Source organism: Paenibacillus sp. FSL H7-0442 (assembly GCF_038593105.1).
Taxonomy (GTDB): domain Bacteria; phylum Bacillota; class Bacilli; order Paenibacillales; family Paenibacillaceae; genus Paenibacillus; species Paenibacillus polymyxa_D.
Genome location: NZ_CP151963.1, coordinates 4,193,697 through 4,215,109, shown reverse-complemented (window position 1 = coordinate 4,215,109; position 21,413 = coordinate 4,193,697). Strand labels below are relative to the sequence as shown.

Here is a 21,413-nt window from a genome sequence, read left to right as displayed (position 1 = left end):
TTATCAAAAGTTACTTACCTTAAAGGAGGAATTCAATTGGCGACGATAGCTGAGATTTCTGAAGATTTAGAAAAATGGACTGTATTTCTTACAGCTTTATCTCCATACTCAGATGAGCTACTTCGTAAACCCATAGTGGGTACATGGTCAATACAAGATATGATCAGTCATATTATGGGGTGGGACAAAAGCTTCACTAAGACACTCATACAGATTATCAATGAGGAACAAATTACGCTCCAAGAACATCCTGATGTACAAGCGTTTAACGATTCGTCCGTTGCATTCGGCAGAAATATGAAACCACATGATTTGTTAAATGAAGCTATTGCAGAGCGTAGGCGAATGATTGTGAAGCTCAAGATGGTTTCAGAATCAATGTTTATCCGTCAATTTCCTAATAGCTCATACACCATGGGAAATTTTTTGCAAGAAATGTTTGTCCAGCATGACAGACATCATAAAGAGCAGATTATGAATTCTTTACAAGCCATGAACTAAAATAAACTTTCATAAAAAAAAGTCGCCCCTTCCAAATCTGGAGAGACGACTTTTTTAATTCCTGCTATATCAATGCAAAATGGCTTTCATTTAAACCGTTTCAGGCTGAAGTTTTTCAACCTTATCAATGGTTCCTCCACCCAGACAGCGTTCCCCGTCGTAAAATACAACAGCTTGTCCAGGCGTAATGGCCTTTTGATGTACATCGAATATGACATGCACGGTCCCATCCGCAAGCCATTGTAAAGTTACTTGCTGATCAGGTTGGCGATAACGGAATTTGGCTGTGCAACGGAATTCGCCGGTCGGACGAGTATCTGCGCCTTCAATCCAGTTCACATCTGTTGCAATCAGGCTGGTAGAATACAGGCTGTGGTGACGATCACCCTGTACCACATACAGAATATTCTTCTCCAGATCCTTATCCGCTACGAACCACGGTTCGCCTGAACCTGAGCCGCCAATGCCCAAGCCTTGACGTTGACCCAGTGTATAGTACATCAGACCATCGTGGCGTCCTTTGACTTCACCAGTAGCGATATCCACCATGTCTCCACCTTTTGCAGGTAGATATCCACTCAGAAACTCCTTGAAATTACGCTCGCCGATAAAACATACGCCTGTGCTGTCTTTCTTCTTGGCCGTATACAGTCCCGCAGCTTCCGCAATTTTACGCACTTCTGGTTTCGGCAGATGACCGATAGGGAACGTGGTTCGGGATAGCTGCTTTTGGCTTAACGCATTCAGGAAATAAGTTTGATCCTTGTTGCTGTCCACGCCTCGCAGCAAAGTAAAGTGGCCGTCTTCTTCCACAACCCGTGCATAATGTCCAGTAGCAACATAATCTGCTCCCAAATCCAGCGCTTTATTTAGAAACTCGCCGAATTTAATTTCACGGTTACACATGACATCCGGGTTGGGTGTGCGTCCAGCTTTATATTCATCAAGAAAATAAGAGAATACTTTATCGAAGTATTCTTTTTCAAAATTGACGGTATAGTAAGGAATGTCGATCTGTTCGCAGACACGGCGCACATCCTCCGCATCCTCCTCAGCCGTACAACGGCCAAATTCATCCGTGTCATCCCAGTTTTTCATGAAGATGCCGATTACGTCATAGCCCTGCTCCTTCAGCAGCAGCGCAGTAACGGATGAGTCGACGCCACCGGACATCCCGACGACGACACGGGTTTCATGATTGGCTTTAGCCATGGTCATCACCCAATTCTTTCAATATAGTTGTAGAACCCACCTATTGTAACATAAACGATAATAAGATACGATGTTTGGACGATCAAACGACACGGCGAACGATGGAAGAAAGCTACATAAAGCGGGCTAAAGCTGTTCCAAATCGCCCGAAAGCAACTTTTTTTAAGATAGTTACCGTAATGTTTCCCTTTACCTGCCCTAATATGTTAACATAAGCTGAGGGTTAGGATCGGAATAGAGAGGTTTACAACACCAGTTATTCCGCGTGTTTAACGGAATTGTTACTATAAGTGAGGTGGCACAATTGAAAATATCAACGAAAGGCCGTTACGGCCTGACCATTATGATGGAACTTGCAGCCAGGTTTGGCGAAGGTCCAACTTCTTTGAAAAGTATTGCCGAAAAAAATCAGCTGTCAGAGCATTATCTGGAACAGCTCATTGCGCCTTTGCGTAATGCAGGTTTGGTAAAAAGTATCCGTGGTGCTTACGGCGGTTATATTTTGGCAAATGAACCGGCAGGAGTAACAGCGGGAGACATCATTCGTGTACTGGAAGGTCCGATTTCTCCGGTCGATTTCACGGAAGAAGACGATCCGGCAAAACGTCAGCTGTGGCTGCGAATTCGTGACAGCATCGCTGAAGTGTTGGATTCTACTACACTTAAGGACTTGATCACATACCAAGAACATGATGAATTGGATAATTACATGTTCTACATTTGAGGTGGATAACATGAACAGAATTTATCTGGATCATGCCGCATCGACTCCTATGCATCCTGAGGTTGCGCAGACTATGATGGACATCATGACTGGCCAATTCGGCAACGCTTCGAGCGTTCATGCCTTTGGCCGCGATGCCAAGCGCACCGTCAGCGCTGCTCGGGATGCCGTTGCGGCCTCTTTGGGCTGCAAGCCTGAAGAAATTATTTTTACGAGCGGAGGAACAGAAAGTGATAATCTGGCCCTGTTTGGGACGGCTACGGCAGACGGCCGTACTTCAGGGCATATGATTACAACTGCGGTTGAACATCATGCAGTGCTTCATGCTTGTGATGAGCTGGAAAAAGCGGGGTATGAGGTAACTTATGTCCCGGTCAACGGGTTTGGACGCGTGAACCCTGCGGATATCGAGGCTGCCATTCGACCAGATACTTTTTTGATCAGCATGATGTATGCCAACAATGAGGTGGGCGTCATTCAGCCGATCTCAGAAGTAGGGCAGATTGCGAGAGAACATGGAGTTGTATTCCATGTAGATGCGGTTCAAGCTTTCGGTCATATATCCATCGACTGCCGGAACCTCCCGATTGACTTACTGAGTGTGTCTGGTCATAAGATTAACGGACCGCAAGGGGTTGGGGCATTGTATATCCGCCAAGGTACACGCCTTCAGCCGCTAATGCATGGGGGACTTCAGGAAAAGAAACGCCGTGCCGGAACAGAAAATATCGCCGGTATTACGGGGCTGGCTAAAGCCGCAACTCTTGCTAATGCTTCCATTGAGGAGCGTGGGGCGCACGATACGGTTCTTCGCCAGACGTTGCTTAAAGGGTTGGAAGACACTCTGGGTAGCCAAAATTTTGTGATTAACGGTGACCCTGATCATTCTTTACCTAATGTTCTCAATGTTAGCTTTCCGGCCATTGGTACAGAGACCATGTTGATGAACCTTGATATGGAAGGAATCGCAGCAGCAAGCGGATCAGCCTGCACTTCCGGATCTTTAGAGCTATCGCATGTATTGCAGGCGATGGATCTTCCTGAAGATGTTTTACATTCAGCGATTCGGTTTAGCTTCGGTTTGGGTAATACTACGGAAGAAATGGAATACACGGCCAAGAAAATTGAAACCATATGGAAGCGGCTGCGTACTAGGTACTAGGGATTTCTCCGCATTTTAATAAGAAGGGAGGGGCGGTTTTTCCATTTCATTGCATGAACGGAAGCAAGGTCTGACAGGCATGTAGGAAAAGGACCGCACCTTCGTTCAGATTGCAGAATGAGGAGGTACCCTATATATGAAGCTTCAAGATATGATCGGACTTGCCGTTTTCGATGTGGAGGACGGGAAGCAGATTGGTAAAATACATGACTTTATGGTGACAGCGGATTGGCGAATCTCAGGGATCGAGTTGGAAGGAAAGGGACTTTTTTCTTCTCACGTGAAAATGGTTGCTTGGGATGACATCGTTGCTTACGGTGAGGATGCGATCATGATTCGCAATCAGCAGGCTGTGCGTAAAATGGAGGCCCATGATATACAACATACGTACTTGCTTGGGCCTTGTAAACTGAAGGATCTATCCGTGCTAACAGAGGAAGGGCTTATGCTCGGGCACATCTCGGATGTTTATTTTGACCAGGAAATGGGCAATAACATAATAGGCTTGGAAATCAGCGATGGTTTTGTATCGGATATTATAGAGGGGCGGAAATGGCTGCCCTGCACCGAAGAGATGTCCATCGGGGAAAATGCTGTTATGGTTCCCCCATTAAGCGAGCAGCGTCTGGAAAAAGCCATATATTCTGTTAATGGATAGGGTGAGTTTATTGAGATGTCCGAATTGTAATTCCAAAGATATCGGAAAAATTGGCTCCCATCAATTTTATTGCTGGGGATGCTTTATCGAACTTCAGGTGAATGGTGAAAAAATGTCTGTCTACCAAGTGGAAGAGGATGGAACGCTCAGTTCGCTGGACGACCTATTCTTTGGAGATGAGATGGCACAACAGGACTTGCCGCAAATTCACGCTTCTTCCTAAGCTGGACACCAAAGGTGGACAGGCTGCTTACTAAGAGGTGTGATCTACATACGGCTTAGTAGGTTGTATAACGCTTGATAAAAAACAACGAAGAGGGTGCCCCGTACGGCCATAATGGCTGAGGGCACCCTCTTTTGTATACCGTTATTGTGAAGATGGTTAGTTCTACAATTTAAAGCGTTTGACCTCTTCCAATAGAAGATCTGCATGAGAATCGAGTTTGGCAGAAAGGTCAGCAATATTATTCATGGCATGACCTTGTTCTTGCACAGAGGAGGCCACTTCCTCTGTAGATGCTGCACTTTGCTCAGAAACAGCGACAACGCTGGAAATGACGTCGGAAATATGCCCGGCATTCACACGGAGATCATCTGCGGCGGCTGTAACGTCCTCAATTTGGGCAAGCATATGCTGAGAAGCGCCACGAATGGACTCAAACGCCTGTCTCGTTGCAATGGCAGCGTGCTCCTGTTCTACAGTTACAGCAAGAGCCCTCTTCATTTCCTCCGCGCTTTGTACTCCTGCAATCTTAATTTCTTCCAGCTTACTCATGATACTGTCACTGGAACTGCCCGCTTGCTCAGCCAGCTTTCTCACTTCTCCGGCGACGACGGCAAAACCTCGTCCGTGTTCCCCGGCCCGTGCTGCTTCGATGGATGCATTAAGGGCCAGCAGGTTTGTTTGTGCGGCGATATCATGGATGGCTCCGGCCAGCCGCTCAATATCCTGAGTTTTTAGCGTGAGTGAATCTACGGCTTCCCCTGCCGCAGTCGTCGTTTGCCTGGACTCGGCGGCCAGTTTCGCTTGACGTTCAGCTGTTTCATACCCTGCAAGCACGGCAGAATCTGTTTCGAATACGGCAGTTTGGGTCCGTTTGACACTTTCGCCAATCTGGTCGATGGAGCCTGTCATGTGAGTCAGCCTCTCAGAGCCGGAATATACAGCCTCAGCTTGGTCGCTCGCTCCTTGGGCAAGTTCCTGAACTGCGCTGGAGATTTGTGACGCGATGGTTCCAGTATCCTTAGCGTGCTGATGCATATCATGGGAAGCTGAGCTGACATCGCCTGCAGTATCTGATACCTTGCGCAACAGGTGAGAGAGATTATCAGACATGATATTAAAATCTGTACCCAGGCTGGCAATTTCATCTTTACCCTTAATATCCACACGAGCTGTCATATCGCCTTCAGCTATACGTTTGACGTTCACTTGAAGCTTCCGAATTGGCTTGATAAAGTTGTTTGCCGCCCAGATCGCCAGCAGCATAGCAACGACCAAGATGATAGCAACGGTAATAATCAACTGATTACGAGTGGAGTAATACTCCTGAAAAGCAATATCTTTTGAAATGGACAATCCTACAATCCAGCCAGTGCTAGGCATCTTTTTAAAATAAAGCTGACGGTCACTGCCATTATAGGTATAGTCTGTTTTTCCCGAAGCTGTGCTCAGCAGGGCCGCAGTTGATGAACCCAACTCGGGCGTATCCTTAAGGTTTTTACCGGCCAGCTTGCTGTCTGGGTGTGCGACCACAACTCCATTCTGGTCAATCAGAAATGCGTAGCCTAATCCGTTCAGGTTTATGTCTTTAATGATTTTTGTCATATCATTTAACATAATATCCTCGCTGACTACCCCGGTGATAGAGCCGTTGGAATCTTTGAGAGGTTTAGCAATAGAAATGGTGAAGTCCTTGCTGCCTGCATCGGTGTAAGGTGAGGAATAATACATTTCTCCCTTGGTTTTGGCATCCTTGTACCACGGACGAGCGCGAGGATCATAACCAGCTTCAAACCAGCCAGATCCATCCCAGTAGGATCCATCTTCAAAGCCTGCGTAGATGTTGGAAATATTTTGATCTTTATAGTTTTCAAAGGCTGCTTTCAGAGATACGGTTTTGGCATCTGATGAAATATCACTCGATTCCAGACCTGCAGCCAGTGTCTCGATAATTTTGGCATTGCCGCTGGTCCATCCGTCGAGCTGATTGACGGTTTCGGTGGCTTTACTAGTCATAAGCTCTTGTATGTCACGGTTGGCCTGTTTTTTGATACTTGTCATGCTAATAACGGATAAAGGCCCGGCTGCAACGATAACAATGCAAGTGAAAAGGAGAATAAGCTTGATTTTTAAGTTCATGTAATGACCCCCGATGTTTCAGAAATATGAAATCCTAAAATAGTGCTTTGTACTTATATCGTCAGATGGAATGACTTTGTTAATTATTTTCATCCGTTTTCATCATTTTTTTACAATGGTAATCGATGGAGCATTCCAGACTCGCGGGAAGGATTAAAGTAGAGGTACAGGCATATACTTAAAGAAGGCTAGTCCGGTAAGGGGGCACGAAATGGAGCAATTAACGAAAAGTAGACTGTTCCGGTACGGAATATGGACGCTGCTGGGACTTGTCATTCTATATTTTATCTGGCTGCTGCGACCTTTGTTTTTTCATTTGTATGAATTTCTGAAAACAATCATTGCTCCGTTTGCGGTAGCGATGATCATCTCCTATGTACTTAATCCTGTTGTCAATATGCTGGGCGGTCGCAAGGTGCCTCGAAGCGTAGCTGTGCTGCTCATCTATGCTGTATTTTTGGCCAGTCTCGTTGTGATTCTGATGAACCTGATTCCGATGTTTATTGAACAACTGGATGAGCTGAATGAGCATCTGCCTGAGCTGACCATGCATGCACAGGGATTAATGACGAATATGGATAGCGGCATTTTGCCCCAAGGGGTGCGAACGGGTATGAATCAATGGTTTTTCCAACTAGAGAATCGGATGGCAACCGGAATTTCTACCTTTATGGATAACATCGGCGGGATGATCAACATGCTGTTCAATGTATTCATTGTACCGTTCCTCATTTTTTATATTTTGAAAGATTTTGATGTGTTCGAGCGGACGATTGTGTCTTACCTCCCGCGTTCTCGTCGTAAGGCGATTGTAACGGTACTTAAGGAAATTGATCAGGCGCTTGGCAACTATGTCAGGGGACAATTACTGGTATGCGTCATTATTGGCGTGCTGGCTTATCTCGGATATATGCTGATTGGCATGCCTTATGCGCTGTTGCTGGCAGGAGTGGTTGCGGTTTTTAACATCGTTCCATATTTGGGCCCCTTTTTGGGAGCCGCTCCGGCAGTAATCATGGCTTCTACAATCTCCTTCAAAATGGTGCTTTTGGTCGTGGTCGTTAACACTTGTATTCAAGTGTTGGAAAGCAATGTCATTTCTCCCCAGGTGGTAGGACGAACGCTGCATCTGCATCCGATAGCCATTATTTTCGCTCTGCTAGTGGGTGGTGAAATTGCGGGAATTACCGGCTTGATTTTAGCGGTTCCCGTGATGGCGGTATTAAAGGTAGGACTTCAACATTTTTTTGCTTATTACGTGAAGCGGAAAACGATCTGATTTTGTCCTTACACCGTATGTATCTTGTCTGATATCGCGTTGACACGGCTAAATGACACGGATATACTGAATTGAGTATGTTTAAATGTGTTTATCCAGTAGGGAAAGCTCATTTCGAAGTGCGGGCTGAACCCGCCGGGATGCTCCCGTTACCAGTGAAAACAAGGCGATCGATCGTCCGTTAAGCAAATGTTGGTGTGCAGCTTGCGCATGGGCATTTCGTACAGAGGGGACGGCGTTAACCAGGGTGGTACCGCGATACAATCGTCCCTGATCCGTTCAGGGGCGTTTTTCTGTTTTTTTATGGCCTGTGCCAGGAACCAGTGACACCATAATTAGGAGGCTACTTATATGAAGGCTAGTGAAATCCGCTCCAAATGGCTGGAGTTTTTTGAAAGCAAGGGACATGTGATTGAACCAAGCGCGCCGCTTGTTCCACATAAAGATCCTTCCCTGCTGTGGATTAATGCGGGTATGGCACCGCTTAAGCCTTATTTTGACGGACGTGTGAAGCCAGAAAATCCACGTATCGCCAATTCGCAAAAATGTATTCGGACGAACGATATTGAGAATGTCGGTAAAACGCGCCGCCATCACACCTTTTTCGAAATGCTCGGCAACTTTTCTATTGGCGACTATTTTAAGGAAGAAGTCATTACATGGGCATGGGAGTTTCTGACGGATCCAAAATGGATTGGTTTTGATCCGGAACGTCTGGCTGTAACTGTGTATCCTGAGGATGAGGAAGCGTACAAGCTGTGGAACGAAAAAGTTGGACTTCCTGCCGAACGTATCATCAAACTGGAAGATAACTTTTGGGATATCGGTGAAGGTCCTTGCGGACCTTGTACGGAAATCTTTTATGATCGTGGCGAAGCCTACGGTAGCGACATGACGGACCCTGAAATGTATCCGGGGGGAGAAAATGAGCGTTATCTGGAAGTGTGGAACCTCGTTTTCTCACAATTCAACCATAACAAAGACGGTAGCTATACGCCGCTTCCAAACAAAAATATTGATACAGGGGCTGGATTGGAGCGTTTTGCATCCATTCTGCAAAATGTGGATTCCAACTTTGATACGGATATCTTCCAGCCACTAATTCAAAAAACAGCGGCGATGGCAGGAGTGAAATATAACGAAAATGTGGACAGTGATGTGGCTCTTAAGGTTATTGCTGACCATGTTCGTACCGTAGCTTTTGCAATTGGTGACGGTGTGCTGCCTTCTAATGAAGGACGCGGTTACGTGATCCGCCGTTTGCTGCGCCGGGCTGTGCGCTATGGCAAAATGCTGGGCATGAACCGTCCATTTATGTTTGAGCTGGTGGAAACCGTTGGGGATGTCATGGGTGTGTATTACCCTGAGGTAGTGGACAAGCGTGATTTCATCATCAAAGTGATCAAAACGGAAGAGGAACGCTTCCATGAAACACTGACAGATGGATTGGCAATTTTGTCCGATATCAGTGCTCAGGCGAAGGCAGAAGGTCGCAATGTCATTAGTGGAGCAGATGCCTTCAAACTGTATGATACGTACGGGTTCCCATTCGATCTCACAGAGGATTATGCAGACGAGCAGGGCTTGAAAGTAGACCGTGAAGGCTTTGATGAAGCGATGCAGGAACAACGCAAACGCGCCCGTGATGCACATCAGGACAGCGCCAGCATGAAGATTCAGGGCGGAGCTTTGTCCGATCTGGCGGTTAAAAGTGAATTTGTTGGATATAATGACCTCGTAACTGAGTCTAAAATTGTGGCGATTGTATATGAAGATGTACTGGTGGACACTGTTAGTGAAGGGCAGTCTTGCCAGGTCGTGCTGGATGTGACTCCTTTCTATGCCGAAAGCGGAGGACAAGTCAGTGACCAAGGCTTGCTGCGTGGAGGTACGGTAACCGCGAAGGTCGAAGGATTGTTTAAGGCGCCACAAGGTCAGCATGTGCATCAGGTTGTTGTAGAAGCTGGTGAGCTGAACGTTGGCGATACGGTGAAAGCTGAAGTTGATCAAGCTTCACGTGGAGAAATTGAGAAAAACCATACGGCTACGCATTTGCTTCACAAAGCGCTTAAAGAAGTGCTGGGTGACCATGTCAATCAGGCGGGTTCTTTGGTAGAGCCTGGGCGTCTGCGTTTTGATTTCTCCCATTTTGGAAGCATTACACCAGAAGAACTGGCGGATATTGAACTGCGTGTAAACCGTGCCATCTGGAGCCAACTGGACGTTAATATTGAACTGAAACCGATTGATGAAGCCAAGGCTCTCGGAGCAATGGCGCTGTTCGGTGAAAAATATGGAGATATCGTGCGGGTCGTTAAAGTAGGCGATTACAGCATTGAACTATGCGGTGGCTGTCATGTCAGCAATACTTCGCAAATTGGCTTGTTCAAGCTTGTCAGCGAGAGCGGCATTGGATCAGGTGTACGTCGTATTGAAGCGGTGACCGGACGTTTTGGTTTTGAATATATGGAAGGTCAATTAGAGCTGTTGAAGGTATCGGCTGGACTTGTAAAATCCAAGCTGTCTGAGGTACCAAAGCGTATCGAATCATTGCAGCAACAAATTAAAGACCTTAGTCGTGAAAATGAATCGCTGCAAAGCAAGCTGAGCGTTATTGAGGCAGGCCAGCTGACCGATCAGGTCGTGCAAGCAGGCGGGGTGCAACTGCTGGCTGCGCGCGTGCAGGCTTCCAGCATGGACGCGTTGCGTGCGATTGCTGATGAACTGAAAGGGAAACTTCCGGCTGCTGTGCTGGTGCTCGGCGCTGCAATGGACGATAAAGTTAATTTTGTCGTAGCAGTTCCGGCAGAGCATACCAAGGCCGGACTTCATGCAGGCAAGCTCGTGAAAGAAATTGCTGCCGTATGCGGTGGCGGCGGTGGCGGACGACCTGACATGGCGCAAGCCGGTGGTAAGGATGCCAGCAAGCTGGATGAAGCACTTCAACGTGCGCATGAACTGGTGGCGGCAGCCTCACAAGGATAAAGTTCGATATTTTTTGCAGATTTTTGGGAAAAAACGGGCTTAGATATTTCCTTGTAGGGCTTTGCTTATGGTATGATGTAAAAGAATAAGCTGGCATAAACATGTACACATGTTTTGTGGAAGCGAGGTGTCAACAATGGATTCCATGGACAAAACGGTCAAATTTAATGTCAAGGCAGATGAAAAGGAAGCTTCTGCTCAGGAGATTTTGTTGACCGTATATGATGCGTTGGTAGAAAAAGAATACAATCCGATCAATCAAATCGTCGGCTATTTGCTATCCGGTGATCCGGCTTATGTGCCACGGCATAATAATGCTAGAAGCCTGGTACGTAAAAAAGAACGCGATGAGTTGATTGAAGAGTTGGTTCGTTTCTATCTTGCTAAGCATCGTTAGGAGACAGGCATGAAAGTAATGGGATTGGATTACGGGGATCGCCGAATTGGGGTCGCCGTAAGTGATGCCTTCGGCTGGACCGCCCAAGGATTGGAAGTCATAGAACGACGCGGTGACGACAGCGAGTTCGGTAAAATTGCAAATTTGGTTCGTGAAAATGAGGTCGGCGAGGTTGTTGTTGGCTTGCCGAAAAACATGAACGGAACCGTGGGTCCACGCGGTGAGATTTGCATCGAGTTTGCGAACCGACTCAAGGAGTTACTGGGTTTACCCGTTCACCTTTGGGATGAACGGCTGACGACGCGTTCGGCGGAGCGTACGCTTCTGGAGGCCGACGTCAGCCGAAAAAAACGCAAGCAGGTGGTAGATAAACTGGCCGCAAGCCTGATCTTGCAAAACTATTTGGACGCACACAGTACAAGGTGAGGGGGATTTCGTAATGGCTGAAAATCAAGTGGGTATGGAAGAAGAGCCGGAAATTATTTATATTGCCGATGACGAGGGCAACGAGGAAGAGTTCGAGGTCATTATGAAGTTTGAGGTAGATGGTTCCGAAGCGAAGTACATGATGGTTGCGCCAGTGGACCCTGAAGCTGATGAGTCCGATGTGTACGCCTTCCGTTACGAGGAAGAAGGCGATGATATTAAATTGTTTGTGATCCAAGACGATGCCGAATGGGAAATCGTCGAAGAGACCTTTAATACATTCGTAGAAGAAGAGGAAGAGGAAGACGGGAAATGACGAGCTATTCACGTGAAGACCTGAGTTGGACCTCTGATTTGAAGGAAACGTTCGACGGCGATGTAGAGTTGCAGGATGAACAGGGCCATGCGATTCGCATGGAATTGGAAGCAGAGTTCAAGGTAGGGGAGCAACGGTACGCCGTATTGCGTAGACCCGGGGCTGCTGTTGGCGAACATGAACTTTACCATGTAAGCTCATCCACAGACGGCGAAATCTCTATCACCACCATTGAAGATGATGATGAGTGGGAAGATATTTCCGAACTGTACGATGAATGTACGTTGCCGGAAGAACTGTAAGTCTGGATAGCGATGAGATCAAACCTGAAAGGGCGGACCAGTCCGCCCTTTTTGGCTGTGAAGGAGTTGGGTGGATGTGAAGCGAAGGACGAGGATGTTTACGTTGTTGCTACTGCTTATCATTATAGCAGGAGGGGTAGCCCTCTATATTTGGAATGCCATGCAGCCTGTTCAGCCCCAAACACAACCCGTTGCTTTTACGGTGGTGCAGGGAACAGGAACATCGGCAATCGCAGATACGCTGGAGCAAAAGGGACTTATACGTAATGCGCTCGTGTTTAAGGCTTATGTAAAATTCAAACAGCAAGGAAGCGCATTTCAGGCCGGAAAATATGAGGCGCAGCCTGGCGCAACCTTTGATCAGTTGATTACTAAGTTATCGGCTGGAGATGTTGTCAAAGAGGAAATGATTCGTTTTACAATCCCGGAAGGTTTTACGATTAGACAGATGGCTGATAAGCTGCAAAAGGAAGGACTGGCAGACCGGCAGCAATTTTTGCAGCTGGCCAACGATCCGTCCGCTTTTGACGTCGCGCTGGTGCGGGACATTCCAAAGCAGGCGGGGCTTCGCTATGCGCTGGAGGGCTACCTTTTCCCGGAAACCTATGAGCTGAAAAAGGGCAGCACGGCCAAAGATATGATACAGGTGATGCTAGAACAGACACAAAAGCGGTTGGAGACTGTTTCCGATCTGGATGCCAAGCTGAAACAGCGGGGTGAAACGCTGCATCAACTGCTGACGGTTGCTTCTTTGGTAGAGCGCGAGGTGGTTGTGGAAGATGAGCGGTCTGTAGTAGCTGGCGTCATTTATAACCGGCTCAAACAGGGTAAGAAGCTGGAAATTGATGCTACGGTTCAATATATGCTGGACAAGCAAAAAGAACGGCTGTATTACAAGGATTTGGCTGTGGAAAGCCCTTATAATACGTATTTGCATCTGGGACTTCCACCAGGGCCGATTGCAAGTCCCAGTCTGAACTCAGTGATAGCGGCTTTACAGCCGAAAGCTACAGATTATTTATTTTATGTGACCAAAAAAGACGGGACACATGAACATTTGTTTGCCAAAACGTATAAAGAACATTTGCATAACATTCAGGTAAGTAACCGTAAGACAAATTAGGAGGTGAGCCTATGGCTTACAAACCCGAACTACTGGCAACTTCCAGCTCTCCGGAGGATGCCCGCCATATGCTGGGGGCTGGAGCTACTGCATTACTTATTGGAGATGACCGCTTTGGAATGCGACTGCCGGGACATTTTACACCGGACCAAATCCGTGAAGTGGTAGAAGAAGCACGCAAGCATGCGGCGCAGGTATATGTATCTATGACGAATTTGATGACGAACGAGCTATTGCCGCTCATTCCCGAATATGTGCAGACCCTAGCTGGATGCGGCATAGACGCCATTGAGTTTAATGATCCCGCAGTGCTTATGGCCGTGAAGGAGTATGCCCCGCATCTGAAGCTGTTCTGGAACGGTGAGATGATCTCTACCAACTTCGCAACCGCCAACTATTGGGGTGAAAAGGGGGCTTCCCGGGTCATTTTGGCTCGTGAGCTGAGTATGGATGAAATTACCGAAATGATACCAAAGTTGAACATAGAAGCACAGGTTCAGGTACATGGCATGACTAATATTTATCACTCCAAGCGTAAGCTTGTTCAAAGTTATATGCTGCACCAGGGACGTAATGTAGAAGGGGATTTGGGTAGAGGACGCGGCTTGTTTCTGATTGAAGCAGAGCGGAAAGAAGAGAAGTTCCCTATTTACGAGGATATAAATGGGACACATATTATGAGTTCAGATGATTTTTGCATCATGGAGGACCTGCATATTCTAATGGAGGCGGGCGTGCATAGCTTTAAGATCGAGGGCTTATTGAAGCCTACGGCTTACAATGAGGCGGTTGTTCGTGCTTATCGTAAAGCAATAGATAGTTATACAGCCGACCCAGATGCTTACGCTTATGATGAAAGCTGGCTGGATGAAGTTCGCCGTCTTCAAGATCCTGAACGGGAACTTTCCTTCGGATTTTTCTATAAAGAGCAGGTTTATTAATTTTAAAATGAATTTACAGAGGGGGGAACGTCATGGGGACGATAACCAAAGCGAGAAAATATATAGGTAAACGGAATCGTTTGGACAAGCCGGAGCTGTTGGCTCCTGCCGGAAATCTGGAAAAACTGAAGTTTGCCGTTCACTATGGCGCGGATGCTGTATATATTGGTGGACAAAAATATGGTCTGCGTTCTAACGCCGATAATTTCAGTTTTGAGGAAATGCGCGAAGGTGTAGAATTTGCGAACAAGTATGGTGCTAAAGTGCTTGTGGCCACCAATATCTATGCCCACAATGAAGATATTGCCGGAATTGAGGAGTACTTGCGCAATCTGTACGAGGCGGGAATTCATGCCGTTATCGTCGCTGATCCGGCTATTGTATCCGTGGCATTGCGCGCTGTTCCTGGATTGGAAGTGCATTTGAGCACACAGCAGTCCACGCTGAACTGGCAAGCGGTAAAGTTTTGGAAAAACGAGGGGTTACCGCGTGTGGTACTTGGACGTGAGACCAGTCTGGAGGAAATCGAAGAAATTAAAAAGCATGTGGACATCGAAATCGAGGCTTTTGTCCATGGTGCGATGTGCTCTTCATTTTCCGGCCGCTGCGTGTTGTCCAATCACTTTACAGACCGTGATTCCAATCGTGGGGGATGTTGTCAGTCTTGCCGCTGGAAATACGATCTGTTTGAGGATGCCCGCCCAGGTGAGGTTTGGATATCTGAAGAAGAGGCACAGGTTAGCAATGCACTGAAACAGTTCCAGCTCGGTGTTAACCAGCTTCCATTGTTTGAAGAGAGTGATAATGCTTTTTCTATGGGTTCCAAGGATCTATGTATGATTGAAAATGTCCCTGATCTGATTGATGTAGGTGTAGACAGTTTTAAAGTAGAGGGACGGATGAAGTCTATCCACTATGTGGCAACGGTCGTGAATGTCTATCGTCAAGCGATTGATTCCTATATGGCTGATCCTGAAAATTATGTGCTCAAACCAGAATGGATTGAAGAAATTAACAAGGCAGCTAATCGTCCGCTGAATACAGGGTTTTTCTACGATACACCGGATCATGAGGATCATATTTATGAGCCGGAAGAAAAGGCAGTCCCTTATGATTTTGCTGGACTAGTCATGGACTACGATGCCGCGAGTGGGATCGCAACTATTCAACAACGGAACCATTTTAAACCCGGTCATGAAATTGAATTTTTCGGTCCGAACGGAACATTCTTCAAACAAACGGTCGGAACGATCTGGGATGAGGAAGGCAACGAGTTGGATGCTGCTCGTCACCCGCTTCAACGAATTAGAATGAAGGTAGATCAGCCCGTATCGTATTTTGATATGATGCGTAAAAAGAAATAAATAAGCCTTAAGTCACAGGTGAAAGAATCAAAAGCCTCTCCTATCGGTTGGAGAGGCCTTTTTTTGAATAGTTTTCTAGGAAAAAAGTTTCACAAAATTTAGTCGATGCTCAAAGGAAAGCTACATTCCTTGTCGAATAGTTCCGATAGAAGTTATATAGATAATAGATACATAATGGATGACGTGGAATTAGAAACTAATTATATGGTGGTAGGTGAGAGGAATGGGTTTACGGAAAAAAGAGGGGAATACAGTAAAAAGGCAACCCAAGAAAACGGATCAAATGCAGGGTTTGAAAGGCAGTAAAGCAACGAATAAAGGGGAACAAACGGTTGCGATGTCTTCGAAGGTTGCGCCCTGGTTAGCTAAGGCGATTCGTAAGGGTACACACAATTTAAAGCGTTTACTTAAGCCAGAAAGGTACAGTAAAGATTTCATGCATTTGGTCAAAAACTATAATCCGATACGTTCGGTTGGAATGAAGTTGTTTCTGATCTTTTTTGCGGCAATTATGTTATTTGTGGTCAGCTTGGGGATGCTCTCATACTACAAGGCTAAAAGTACGATTGAGCAAAATGCAGCAACGGCTTATCAGCAGACCGTTCAGCAAACTTCAGAAAAGCTTGACATTATTCTAGAGCGCTTTCAAGACACATCGACACAGGTATTTTTTGATACTGAATTAAGTGATCAGTTGCAAAAGGCTGTAAAGCAAGATAAAAATCCCTTTGCATCTTTTGTTGCTATGGGCGAAGTAAACAAGAAATTAACGAATATTGCTTTTACGAATAAAGCGATTGATTCATTGTATTTGTACCCGGAAGAAACCAAGTTTGCTGCTATGGGCACTGGAACACAAAAAGATGTACGGCAGGAAGCATGGTTTAAGGATATTTTGAAAAACAAGGGAATTGTTTGGTTACCTACACAGGTGAATGACAATGGCAGCAAGACCTTTCGCCTAGCACGCTCCATGAACAGTATGTCTGGGTTGGGAGGGACTTACGTTCTGGTTATGGATTTAAAGTCCAGTGCGGTGGAGGACGAGTTGAAAGGTGTTAATTTGGGCTCAGGCAGTATGATTAGCCTTGTGACAGACAAGGGGGAGTTTGTAGGCTCTAACAATGAGAGCTTGGCTGGAGGAAAGACAAAGCTGGATTACGTTTCCAAGCTTGAGGGGATCGAAGGAAATCAAATTATGGAGCAGGAAGCAGACGGCAAAGAGCAAAATGTGCTTGCGGTTCATAATACGCTGGGAACTTCCAAATGGATTCTCGTGGGTGTAGTACCTGTATCTGAGCTGGTGAGAGACGCTAAGGGGATTCTAACCACGACCTGGATATTTGCTGCAGTGGCTGCACTCATTGCATTGTTCATTGGCCTATGGATCGTGCGTCTCGTGGCTCGTCCATTGACACACCTGAAGGATTTAATGGTCGAAGGCGCCAAAGGCAACTTGCAAATTCGAACGAACTATAAGGCTCAGGATGAAATTGGGCAGTTGTCAGAAAGCTTTGATATCATGATGGAGCAAATTACATTGCTGGTAGAGCAGACGAATGCCTCAGCTCAGGAGGTTCTGAAAACAGCGACGGAACTAGGCGATGCCTCGAAGAAGACAGCCATTTCAGCCAAAGAAATAGCAGCAGCAACGGAAGAAATTGCTCATGGCGCCGCCAGTTTGGCAACAGAGGCCGAACGTGGCAGCGGACTAACCGGGAATATATCTCAGCAAATGGATACGGTTATGGCTTCCAATCATGAAATGAGTCTGGTCGCACAAGAAGTTGAACAATCCAGTGAACAAGGGACAGTTCAACTGAAAACTCTATTGAGCAAGACTAAGGTTACGGAAGAAACTACGCATGCTCTGGTAGGCAAAGTAGATGAACTGAAGAAGACAACTTCCGATGTCTTTAAGGTGCTGGACGTATTACAGGATATTGCTAAACAAACGAATATTCTATCACTGAATGCGACGATTGAAGCAGCACGAGCGGGGACGGCTGGGCGTGGTTTTATGGTGGTAGCTAATGAGGTTCGGCAGTTGGCTGAACAATCACGTCAAGCTATTCGCACAGCTACGGGTATTACTAATAACATCGTCAATGAGATGAATGAAACGGTACAGGCATTATCTGAGGTGTACCCGCTGTTCCGGGAGCAAATGGGAGCCGTGCAGGAAACAACGGACATTTTCCAATCGGTGCAGCAGCAAATGGGAGAGTTCGCGCTTCGGTTGGGAACGGTCACCGCCTCCATTCATCATCTGAGTGAATCACAGACCACATTGTCCGAGGCAATGACCAATGTAAGTGCAGTAGCTGAGCAATCCTCGGCCACTTCACAGGAAGTCGCTTCACTCAGCACTGAACAGGCCAATATTGGTAATCAACTGGTAGGTTTGTCGGATAAACTGGAAGGAGTATCAGTGAACTTGAAGGAACAGCTTTCGCGGTTTACGGTGTAGATATAACTAAACCATGGGAATCAGGATTGTCACTGATCTCCGTGGTTAACCCATTCAACGTTAAAAGTTGAGTGGGTTTTCTTTTTCAACTACAGGACATACTACTGGAAAAAAGATGAAAGAAGGATGGGTGTGCCGAGGCGTGGTAGCAGTTTCATACGAAAACGTCGAATTGCATATATGGCCTTGGGGGTGATGGCGCTACTGCTGATTTTATTATTCCGACTGGCTTGGCTTCAGGGGACAGCGGGCATTCATATGTCCGTTTATGGGGGGCATTCGCTTAAGGAAATGTCAGCACGTCAGCGACAGGAGGGCATTTCTATCGACTCTGGACGTGGACAGTTTACGGACCGGCATGGGCGACCCTTGACTGGCGGAGTAGTATGGACGCCAGTACTTTTTCCCGATGTAGATGGCAAAGCGGCTTTACATGGCGAAGAACTGGCCGAGCTACTGCGTACGAATAAGAAGCAACTACTGACACGATGGAAAGGGCTGCAATCCCCGCTCATATGGCGAGATGGGCGCGGAGAGCCCGTACAAATCAATCCGCATGAAGCAGGCAAGCTGCTGAAGTTAGCCCCTTCGCTTATTGAGCTTGTACCTTATGCGAAACGTTACAGGGATTTCCCCAATGGCAGGCAATGGCTTGGCTTTTTGTATGAACGTGCCGACCGAGCGAGTGAACTGCCGATGGGGGCAGCCGGGCTGGAAAGAACGCTGGAGCCGCTACTGAGCGGCGTCGGTGAAACGTTCGTCTCCCGATTTGTAGATGCGCAGCGTCGTCCATTGGCTCATGTACCGCTGCGTGTCAGTGCTCCATCCAATGGTCACTATCCATTACAGGTACAGACTACAATTGATCTACCTATACAGGAACAGATTGAAAAGCTGACGGAATCTAGTCATTTGGCAGAAGGGGCGGTGGTAGTGCTCGATGCAGGCAACGCGGATGTACTGGCGATGGTGTCTCGCCCTTTTTATAATCCCGGTCATGTTGATCCCCAGAAAAAAACAGACTGGTCTAATCGTGCACTTAAGGCGATAACGCCTGGTTCCATTTTTAAGTTGGTTACGGCTGCTGCTGCACTTGAATCAGGTGTTGTCCAACCGCAGGAACAATTCCATTGTCATGGAACTTATGGCAAGTACGGTTTGGCTTGCTGGAAAAAAGAAGGACACGGTACCCTGAACCTGGAGGAAGGGCTTGCCGTATCCTGTAATAGTGTGTTCGCTCATCTCGGCGAACGGCTTAATCCTGAGCAAATTCAGGCCACAGCCTCTGCACTGGGATTGGGCCGAACTGTGGGCTGGCAGGAGCGGAATCTTGCAGGACTACCTCAATTCAGACCGCTGGATCACGAAGAAAAGGGAGCCGTATTCGGCCCCCATACGAACGCGTCTGATCCGGGCGTACGTGTACAGACAGCTATCGGCCAACGTGATGTGCTGGTGACGCCTCTCCAAGCTGCCAATCTCATCGTCACCTTGCTGCATGATGGTCAAGTACATGCACCACGCGTCGTCAAACGCATCAGTTATGCAGATGGTAGCACCTTACTGGAACTACCTACTCACGCTGCACCTTCACCTGAGGGTAGCCGCTTGATTCATACATCGACGGCTCGCACGCTTCGTGAAGCAATGGAAAAGGTTGTGACACAGGGGACTGGTGCCTCGTTGCGTAATAAATCATGGAATCTGGCCGGCAAATCAGGTACGGCCCAAGCTTTGAAGAACGGTCACCCCATCAATCACCAGTGGTTTATAGGGTATGGTCCGATAGAGCGGCCTCGTTATGCGGTCGCCGTCCTTGTGCAAAATGCTTCAACACATTCTGCAAATCAAGCTACAGCATTGTTTGGTCAAGTGATGGATCTGTTAGCTCAATCCTCCTGAGTACCACGAGTAGCTTCACGATCCTCCTCCTGTATTTTAACGATAAACGGAGGCTCGTCAAATTCCTCTGTCGGAAACCGAATCCATTGCTGCAGATAGCCTTGCTGCCACAATTCCTTGAGCAAAATGATCAGAATGGGGGATAGGATTAATCCGGCCAGTCCAAAGATGGACAACGATATAATGGCAAAGGAAAGCATCAGATAGGCAGATGAAACACCGATGGAATTACCAGTGATTTTAGGCTCTGCCAGCTGACGAACGATAACCGTGACAGCCATGACAATAAGCAGGCCTACTGCCAGGCCGGTATTGCCTGTGATGAACAGATACACGGCCCACGGAATAAAAATAACAGGTACACCCAACAGGGGCAGGATATCAAACAAAGCTGCCACGAGCGCCAATGAGAGGGCATTATCCACTTGCAAAATGAGTAAACCTATAAATACGAGAACAAAGGTAATCCCTACCAGTAGAGCTTGAGCCTTGAGAAAAGCGGAGATAGCTTTAAGTACGTGGTTTTTCAGAAAAAGATAAGCAGTTTTTAGTGTCTTGGGTGTTTTACTACGGGCAATGCTCTTCCAAAGATTAATTTCCATACTTAAAAAGAACGCTAAAATGATTGCAATGGCAAAGTTGCCCATAAAAACAGTGAAAGAACTGAGGAACTGTATGAAAAAGGATAAGCCTAGCTGTGCCCATTTCGTAGCAATGGTGGTGGCAGTCGCAAAATATTCATTCACACGTTCGGTAACACCCGGAGGTAAAGCAGCGATTTTATCTTGAGAAAGATGAAGATACCGCGTGAATTCCGCTTGGATAATCTGAGTATACTGTGGGAGGTTTTGCGCGACTTTCGTAAATTGCGTAACCAGAATCAGACCCAATCCGAAAAAAATAGCAAGTAAAAGGATAATAAACAGCAATACGGAGAGTGCGGAGGCAAAAGTTTTTTTCATTCCTTTTCGATGAAAATAACGGGCAGCAGGTTCAATGCACCAGAACACGACGAACGAAAGGAACACAGGTGCGGCAAGTTGATACAGTTTGCTGGATACGAACATAATTAAATACACGGTTAATACGATCAAACCGATATCAAAAACGGTACGCCAATATTTTTTGTACAATGGAAGCATATGGATACAACGACTCCTTTTAGATTTTTATTTATTGTACACTAAATTGGACCTCAATGCTGACCATATGAAGTAGCGAAATCTCGGCATGTTTACGTCATTGTGATAACATATAAGTAAGTGAGTTTTCCTCAGGAAGCCTGCTTG

The 21,413-nt window shown here is 46.7% G+C and carries 20 protein-coding genes; 16 read left to right on the top strand and 4 right to left on the bottom strand.

All coding sequences use genetic code 11. The features are described 5' to 3' along the window. Positions 1–36 precede the first annotated feature (36 nt). Positions 37–501 (top strand): DinB family protein, encoded by a 465-nt coding sequence (locus MHH57_RS18645; protein WP_069012468.1) that lies wholly within the window; start codon positions 37–39, stop codon positions 499–501. 90 nt (positions 502–591) lie between these two features. Here the strand turns inward: MHH57_RS18645 and mnmA are convergent, their stop codons facing one another. After that, positions 592–1,713 (bottom strand): tRNA 2-thiouridine(34) synthase MnmA, encoded by a 1,122-nt coding sequence (gene mnmA, locus MHH57_RS18640; RefSeq protein ID WP_342434387.1) that lies wholly within the window; start codon positions 1,711–1,713, stop codon positions 592–594. 304 nt (positions 1,714–2,017) lie between these two features. Between mnmA and MHH57_RS18635 the strand changes: the two genes are divergently transcribed. The 4 genes from MHH57_RS18635 to MHH57_RS18620 all read left to right on the top strand — a co-directional run bounded on the left by MHH57_RS18635 (position 2,018) and on the right by MHH57_RS18620 (position 4,480). Then, on the top strand, positions 2,018–2,437 hold the full coding sequence (locus MHH57_RS18635; protein WP_013311532.1) for an Rrf2 family transcriptional regulator: 420 nt from the start codon (positions 2,018–2,020) through the stop codon (positions 2,435–2,437). Positions 2,438–2,447: 10 nt separating this feature from the next. Next, positions 2,448–3,599 carry a cysteine desulfurase family protein gene (locus MHH57_RS18630; RefSeq protein WP_029515729.1) on the top strand — a complete coding sequence of 384 codons (1,152 nt, stop codon included), beginning with the start codon at positions 2,448–2,450 and terminating at the stop codon, positions 3,597–3,599. Between the two features lie 136 nt (positions 3,600–3,735). Further along, on the top strand, positions 3,736–4,257 hold the full coding sequence (locus MHH57_RS18625) for a PRC-barrel domain-containing protein (RefSeq protein WP_029515728.1): 522 nt from the start codon (positions 3,736–3,738) through the stop codon (positions 4,255–4,257). A 10-nt stretch (positions 4,258–4,267) separates the two neighbouring features. Next, a complete protein-coding gene (locus MHH57_RS18620; protein ID WP_013311529.1) occupies positions 4,268–4,480 on the top strand; it encodes a hypothetical protein in 213 nt (70 codons plus the stop codon). A 165-nt stretch (positions 4,481–4,645) separates the two neighbouring features. Here the strand turns inward: MHH57_RS18620 and MHH57_RS18615 are convergent, their stop codons facing one another. Continuing rightward, positions 4,646–6,619, bottom strand: coding sequence for a methyl-accepting chemotaxis protein (locus tag MHH57_RS18615; RefSeq protein WP_342434386.1), 1,974 nt, complete (start codon positions 6,617–6,619; stop codon positions 4,646–4,648). Positions 6,620–6,830: 211 nt separating this feature from the next. Here MHH57_RS18615 and MHH57_RS18610 point away from each other — a divergent pair, with 211 nt between their 5' ends. After that, the gene (locus tag MHH57_RS18610) at positions 6,831–7,898 is read left to right on the top strand and encodes an AI-2E family transporter (protein ID WP_029515726.1); all 1,068 of its coding nucleotides are present in this window, start codon (positions 6,831–6,833) and stop codon (positions 7,896–7,898) included. An 81-nt stretch (positions 7,899–7,979) separates the two neighbouring features. On the opposite strand, the gene MHH57_RS18605 is transcribed toward MHH57_RS18610, so the two are convergent. After that, the gene (locus tag MHH57_RS18605; RefSeq protein WP_142657862.1) at positions 7,980–8,162 is read right to left on the bottom strand and encodes a hypothetical protein; all 183 of its coding nucleotides are present in this window, start codon (positions 8,160–8,162) and stop codon (positions 7,980–7,982) included. 87 nt (positions 8,163–8,249) lie between these two features. Between MHH57_RS18605 and alaS the strand changes: the two genes are divergently transcribed. From alaS to MHH57_RS18555, 10 genes are all read left to right on the top strand, one after another. Continuing rightward, the gene (gene alaS / locus MHH57_RS18600) at positions 8,250–10,883 is read left to right on the top strand and encodes an alanine--tRNA ligase (protein WP_029515725.1); all 2,634 of its coding nucleotides are present in this window, start codon (positions 8,250–8,252) and stop codon (positions 10,881–10,883) included. Between the two features lie 136 nt (positions 10,884–11,019). Further along, positions 11,020–11,280 (top strand): IreB family regulatory phosphoprotein, encoded by a 261-nt coding sequence (locus tag MHH57_RS18595; RefSeq protein ID WP_007431624.1) that lies wholly within the window; start codon positions 11,020–11,022, stop codon positions 11,278–11,280. 9 nt (positions 11,281–11,289) lie between these two features. Then, on the top strand, positions 11,290–11,706 hold the full coding sequence (ruvX, locus tag MHH57_RS18590; RefSeq protein ID WP_029515724.1) for a Holliday junction resolvase RuvX: 417 nt from the start codon (positions 11,290–11,292) through the stop codon (positions 11,704–11,706). 13 nt (positions 11,707–11,719) lie between these two features. Further along, complete coding sequence (locus tag MHH57_RS18585) at positions 11,720–12,022, top strand: DUF1292 domain-containing protein (protein ID WP_013311523.1); 303 nt, start codon at positions 11,720–11,722, stop codon at positions 12,020–12,022. Further along, on the top strand, positions 12,019–12,324 hold the full coding sequence (locus MHH57_RS18580) for a DUF1292 domain-containing protein (protein WP_013311522.1): 306 nt from the start codon (positions 12,019–12,021) through the stop codon (positions 12,322–12,324). Before MHH57_RS18585 ends, MHH57_RS18580 begins: the two co-directional genes overlap by 4 nt. Before the next feature lie 94 nt (positions 12,325–12,418). Beyond that, positions 12,419–13,447, top strand: coding sequence for an endolytic transglycosylase MltG (gene mltG, locus MHH57_RS18575; RefSeq protein ID WP_069012469.1), 1,029 nt, complete (start codon positions 12,419–12,421; stop codon positions 13,445–13,447). An 11-nt stretch (positions 13,448–13,458) separates the two neighbouring features. Then, positions 13,459–14,388, top strand: coding sequence for a peptidase U32 family protein (locus MHH57_RS18570; protein WP_069012470.1), 930 nt, complete (start codon positions 13,459–13,461; stop codon positions 14,386–14,388). 32 nt (positions 14,389–14,420) lie between these two features. Further along, positions 14,421–15,752: a U32 family peptidase gene (locus MHH57_RS18565; RefSeq protein ID WP_069012471.1), complete on the top strand. Its 1,332-nt coding sequence runs from the start codon at positions 14,421–14,423 to the stop codon at positions 15,750–15,752. A gap of 223 nt (positions 15,753–15,975) precedes the next feature. Then, positions 15,976–18,222, top strand: a complete 2,247-nt coding sequence (locus MHH57_RS18560; RefSeq protein WP_209949776.1) for a methyl-accepting chemotaxis protein — start codon at positions 15,976–15,978, stop codon at positions 18,220–18,222. Positions 18,223–18,348: 126 nt separating this feature from the next. After that, positions 18,349–20,124 (top strand): penicillin-binding protein 2, encoded by a 1,776-nt coding sequence (locus tag MHH57_RS18555; protein ID WP_209949777.1) that lies wholly within the window; start codon positions 18,349–18,351, stop codon positions 20,122–20,124. Here MHH57_RS18555 and MHH57_RS18550 read toward each other — a convergent pair. Continuing rightward, the gene (locus tag MHH57_RS18550; protein WP_209949778.1) at positions 20,112–21,266 is read right to left on the bottom strand and encodes an AI-2E family transporter; all 1,155 of its coding nucleotides are present in this window, start codon (positions 21,264–21,266) and stop codon (positions 20,112–20,114) included. The two genes, MHH57_RS18555 and MHH57_RS18550, sit on opposite strands and share 13 nt — an antisense overlap. Between the last annotated feature and the right edge of the window lie 147 nt (positions 21,267–21,413).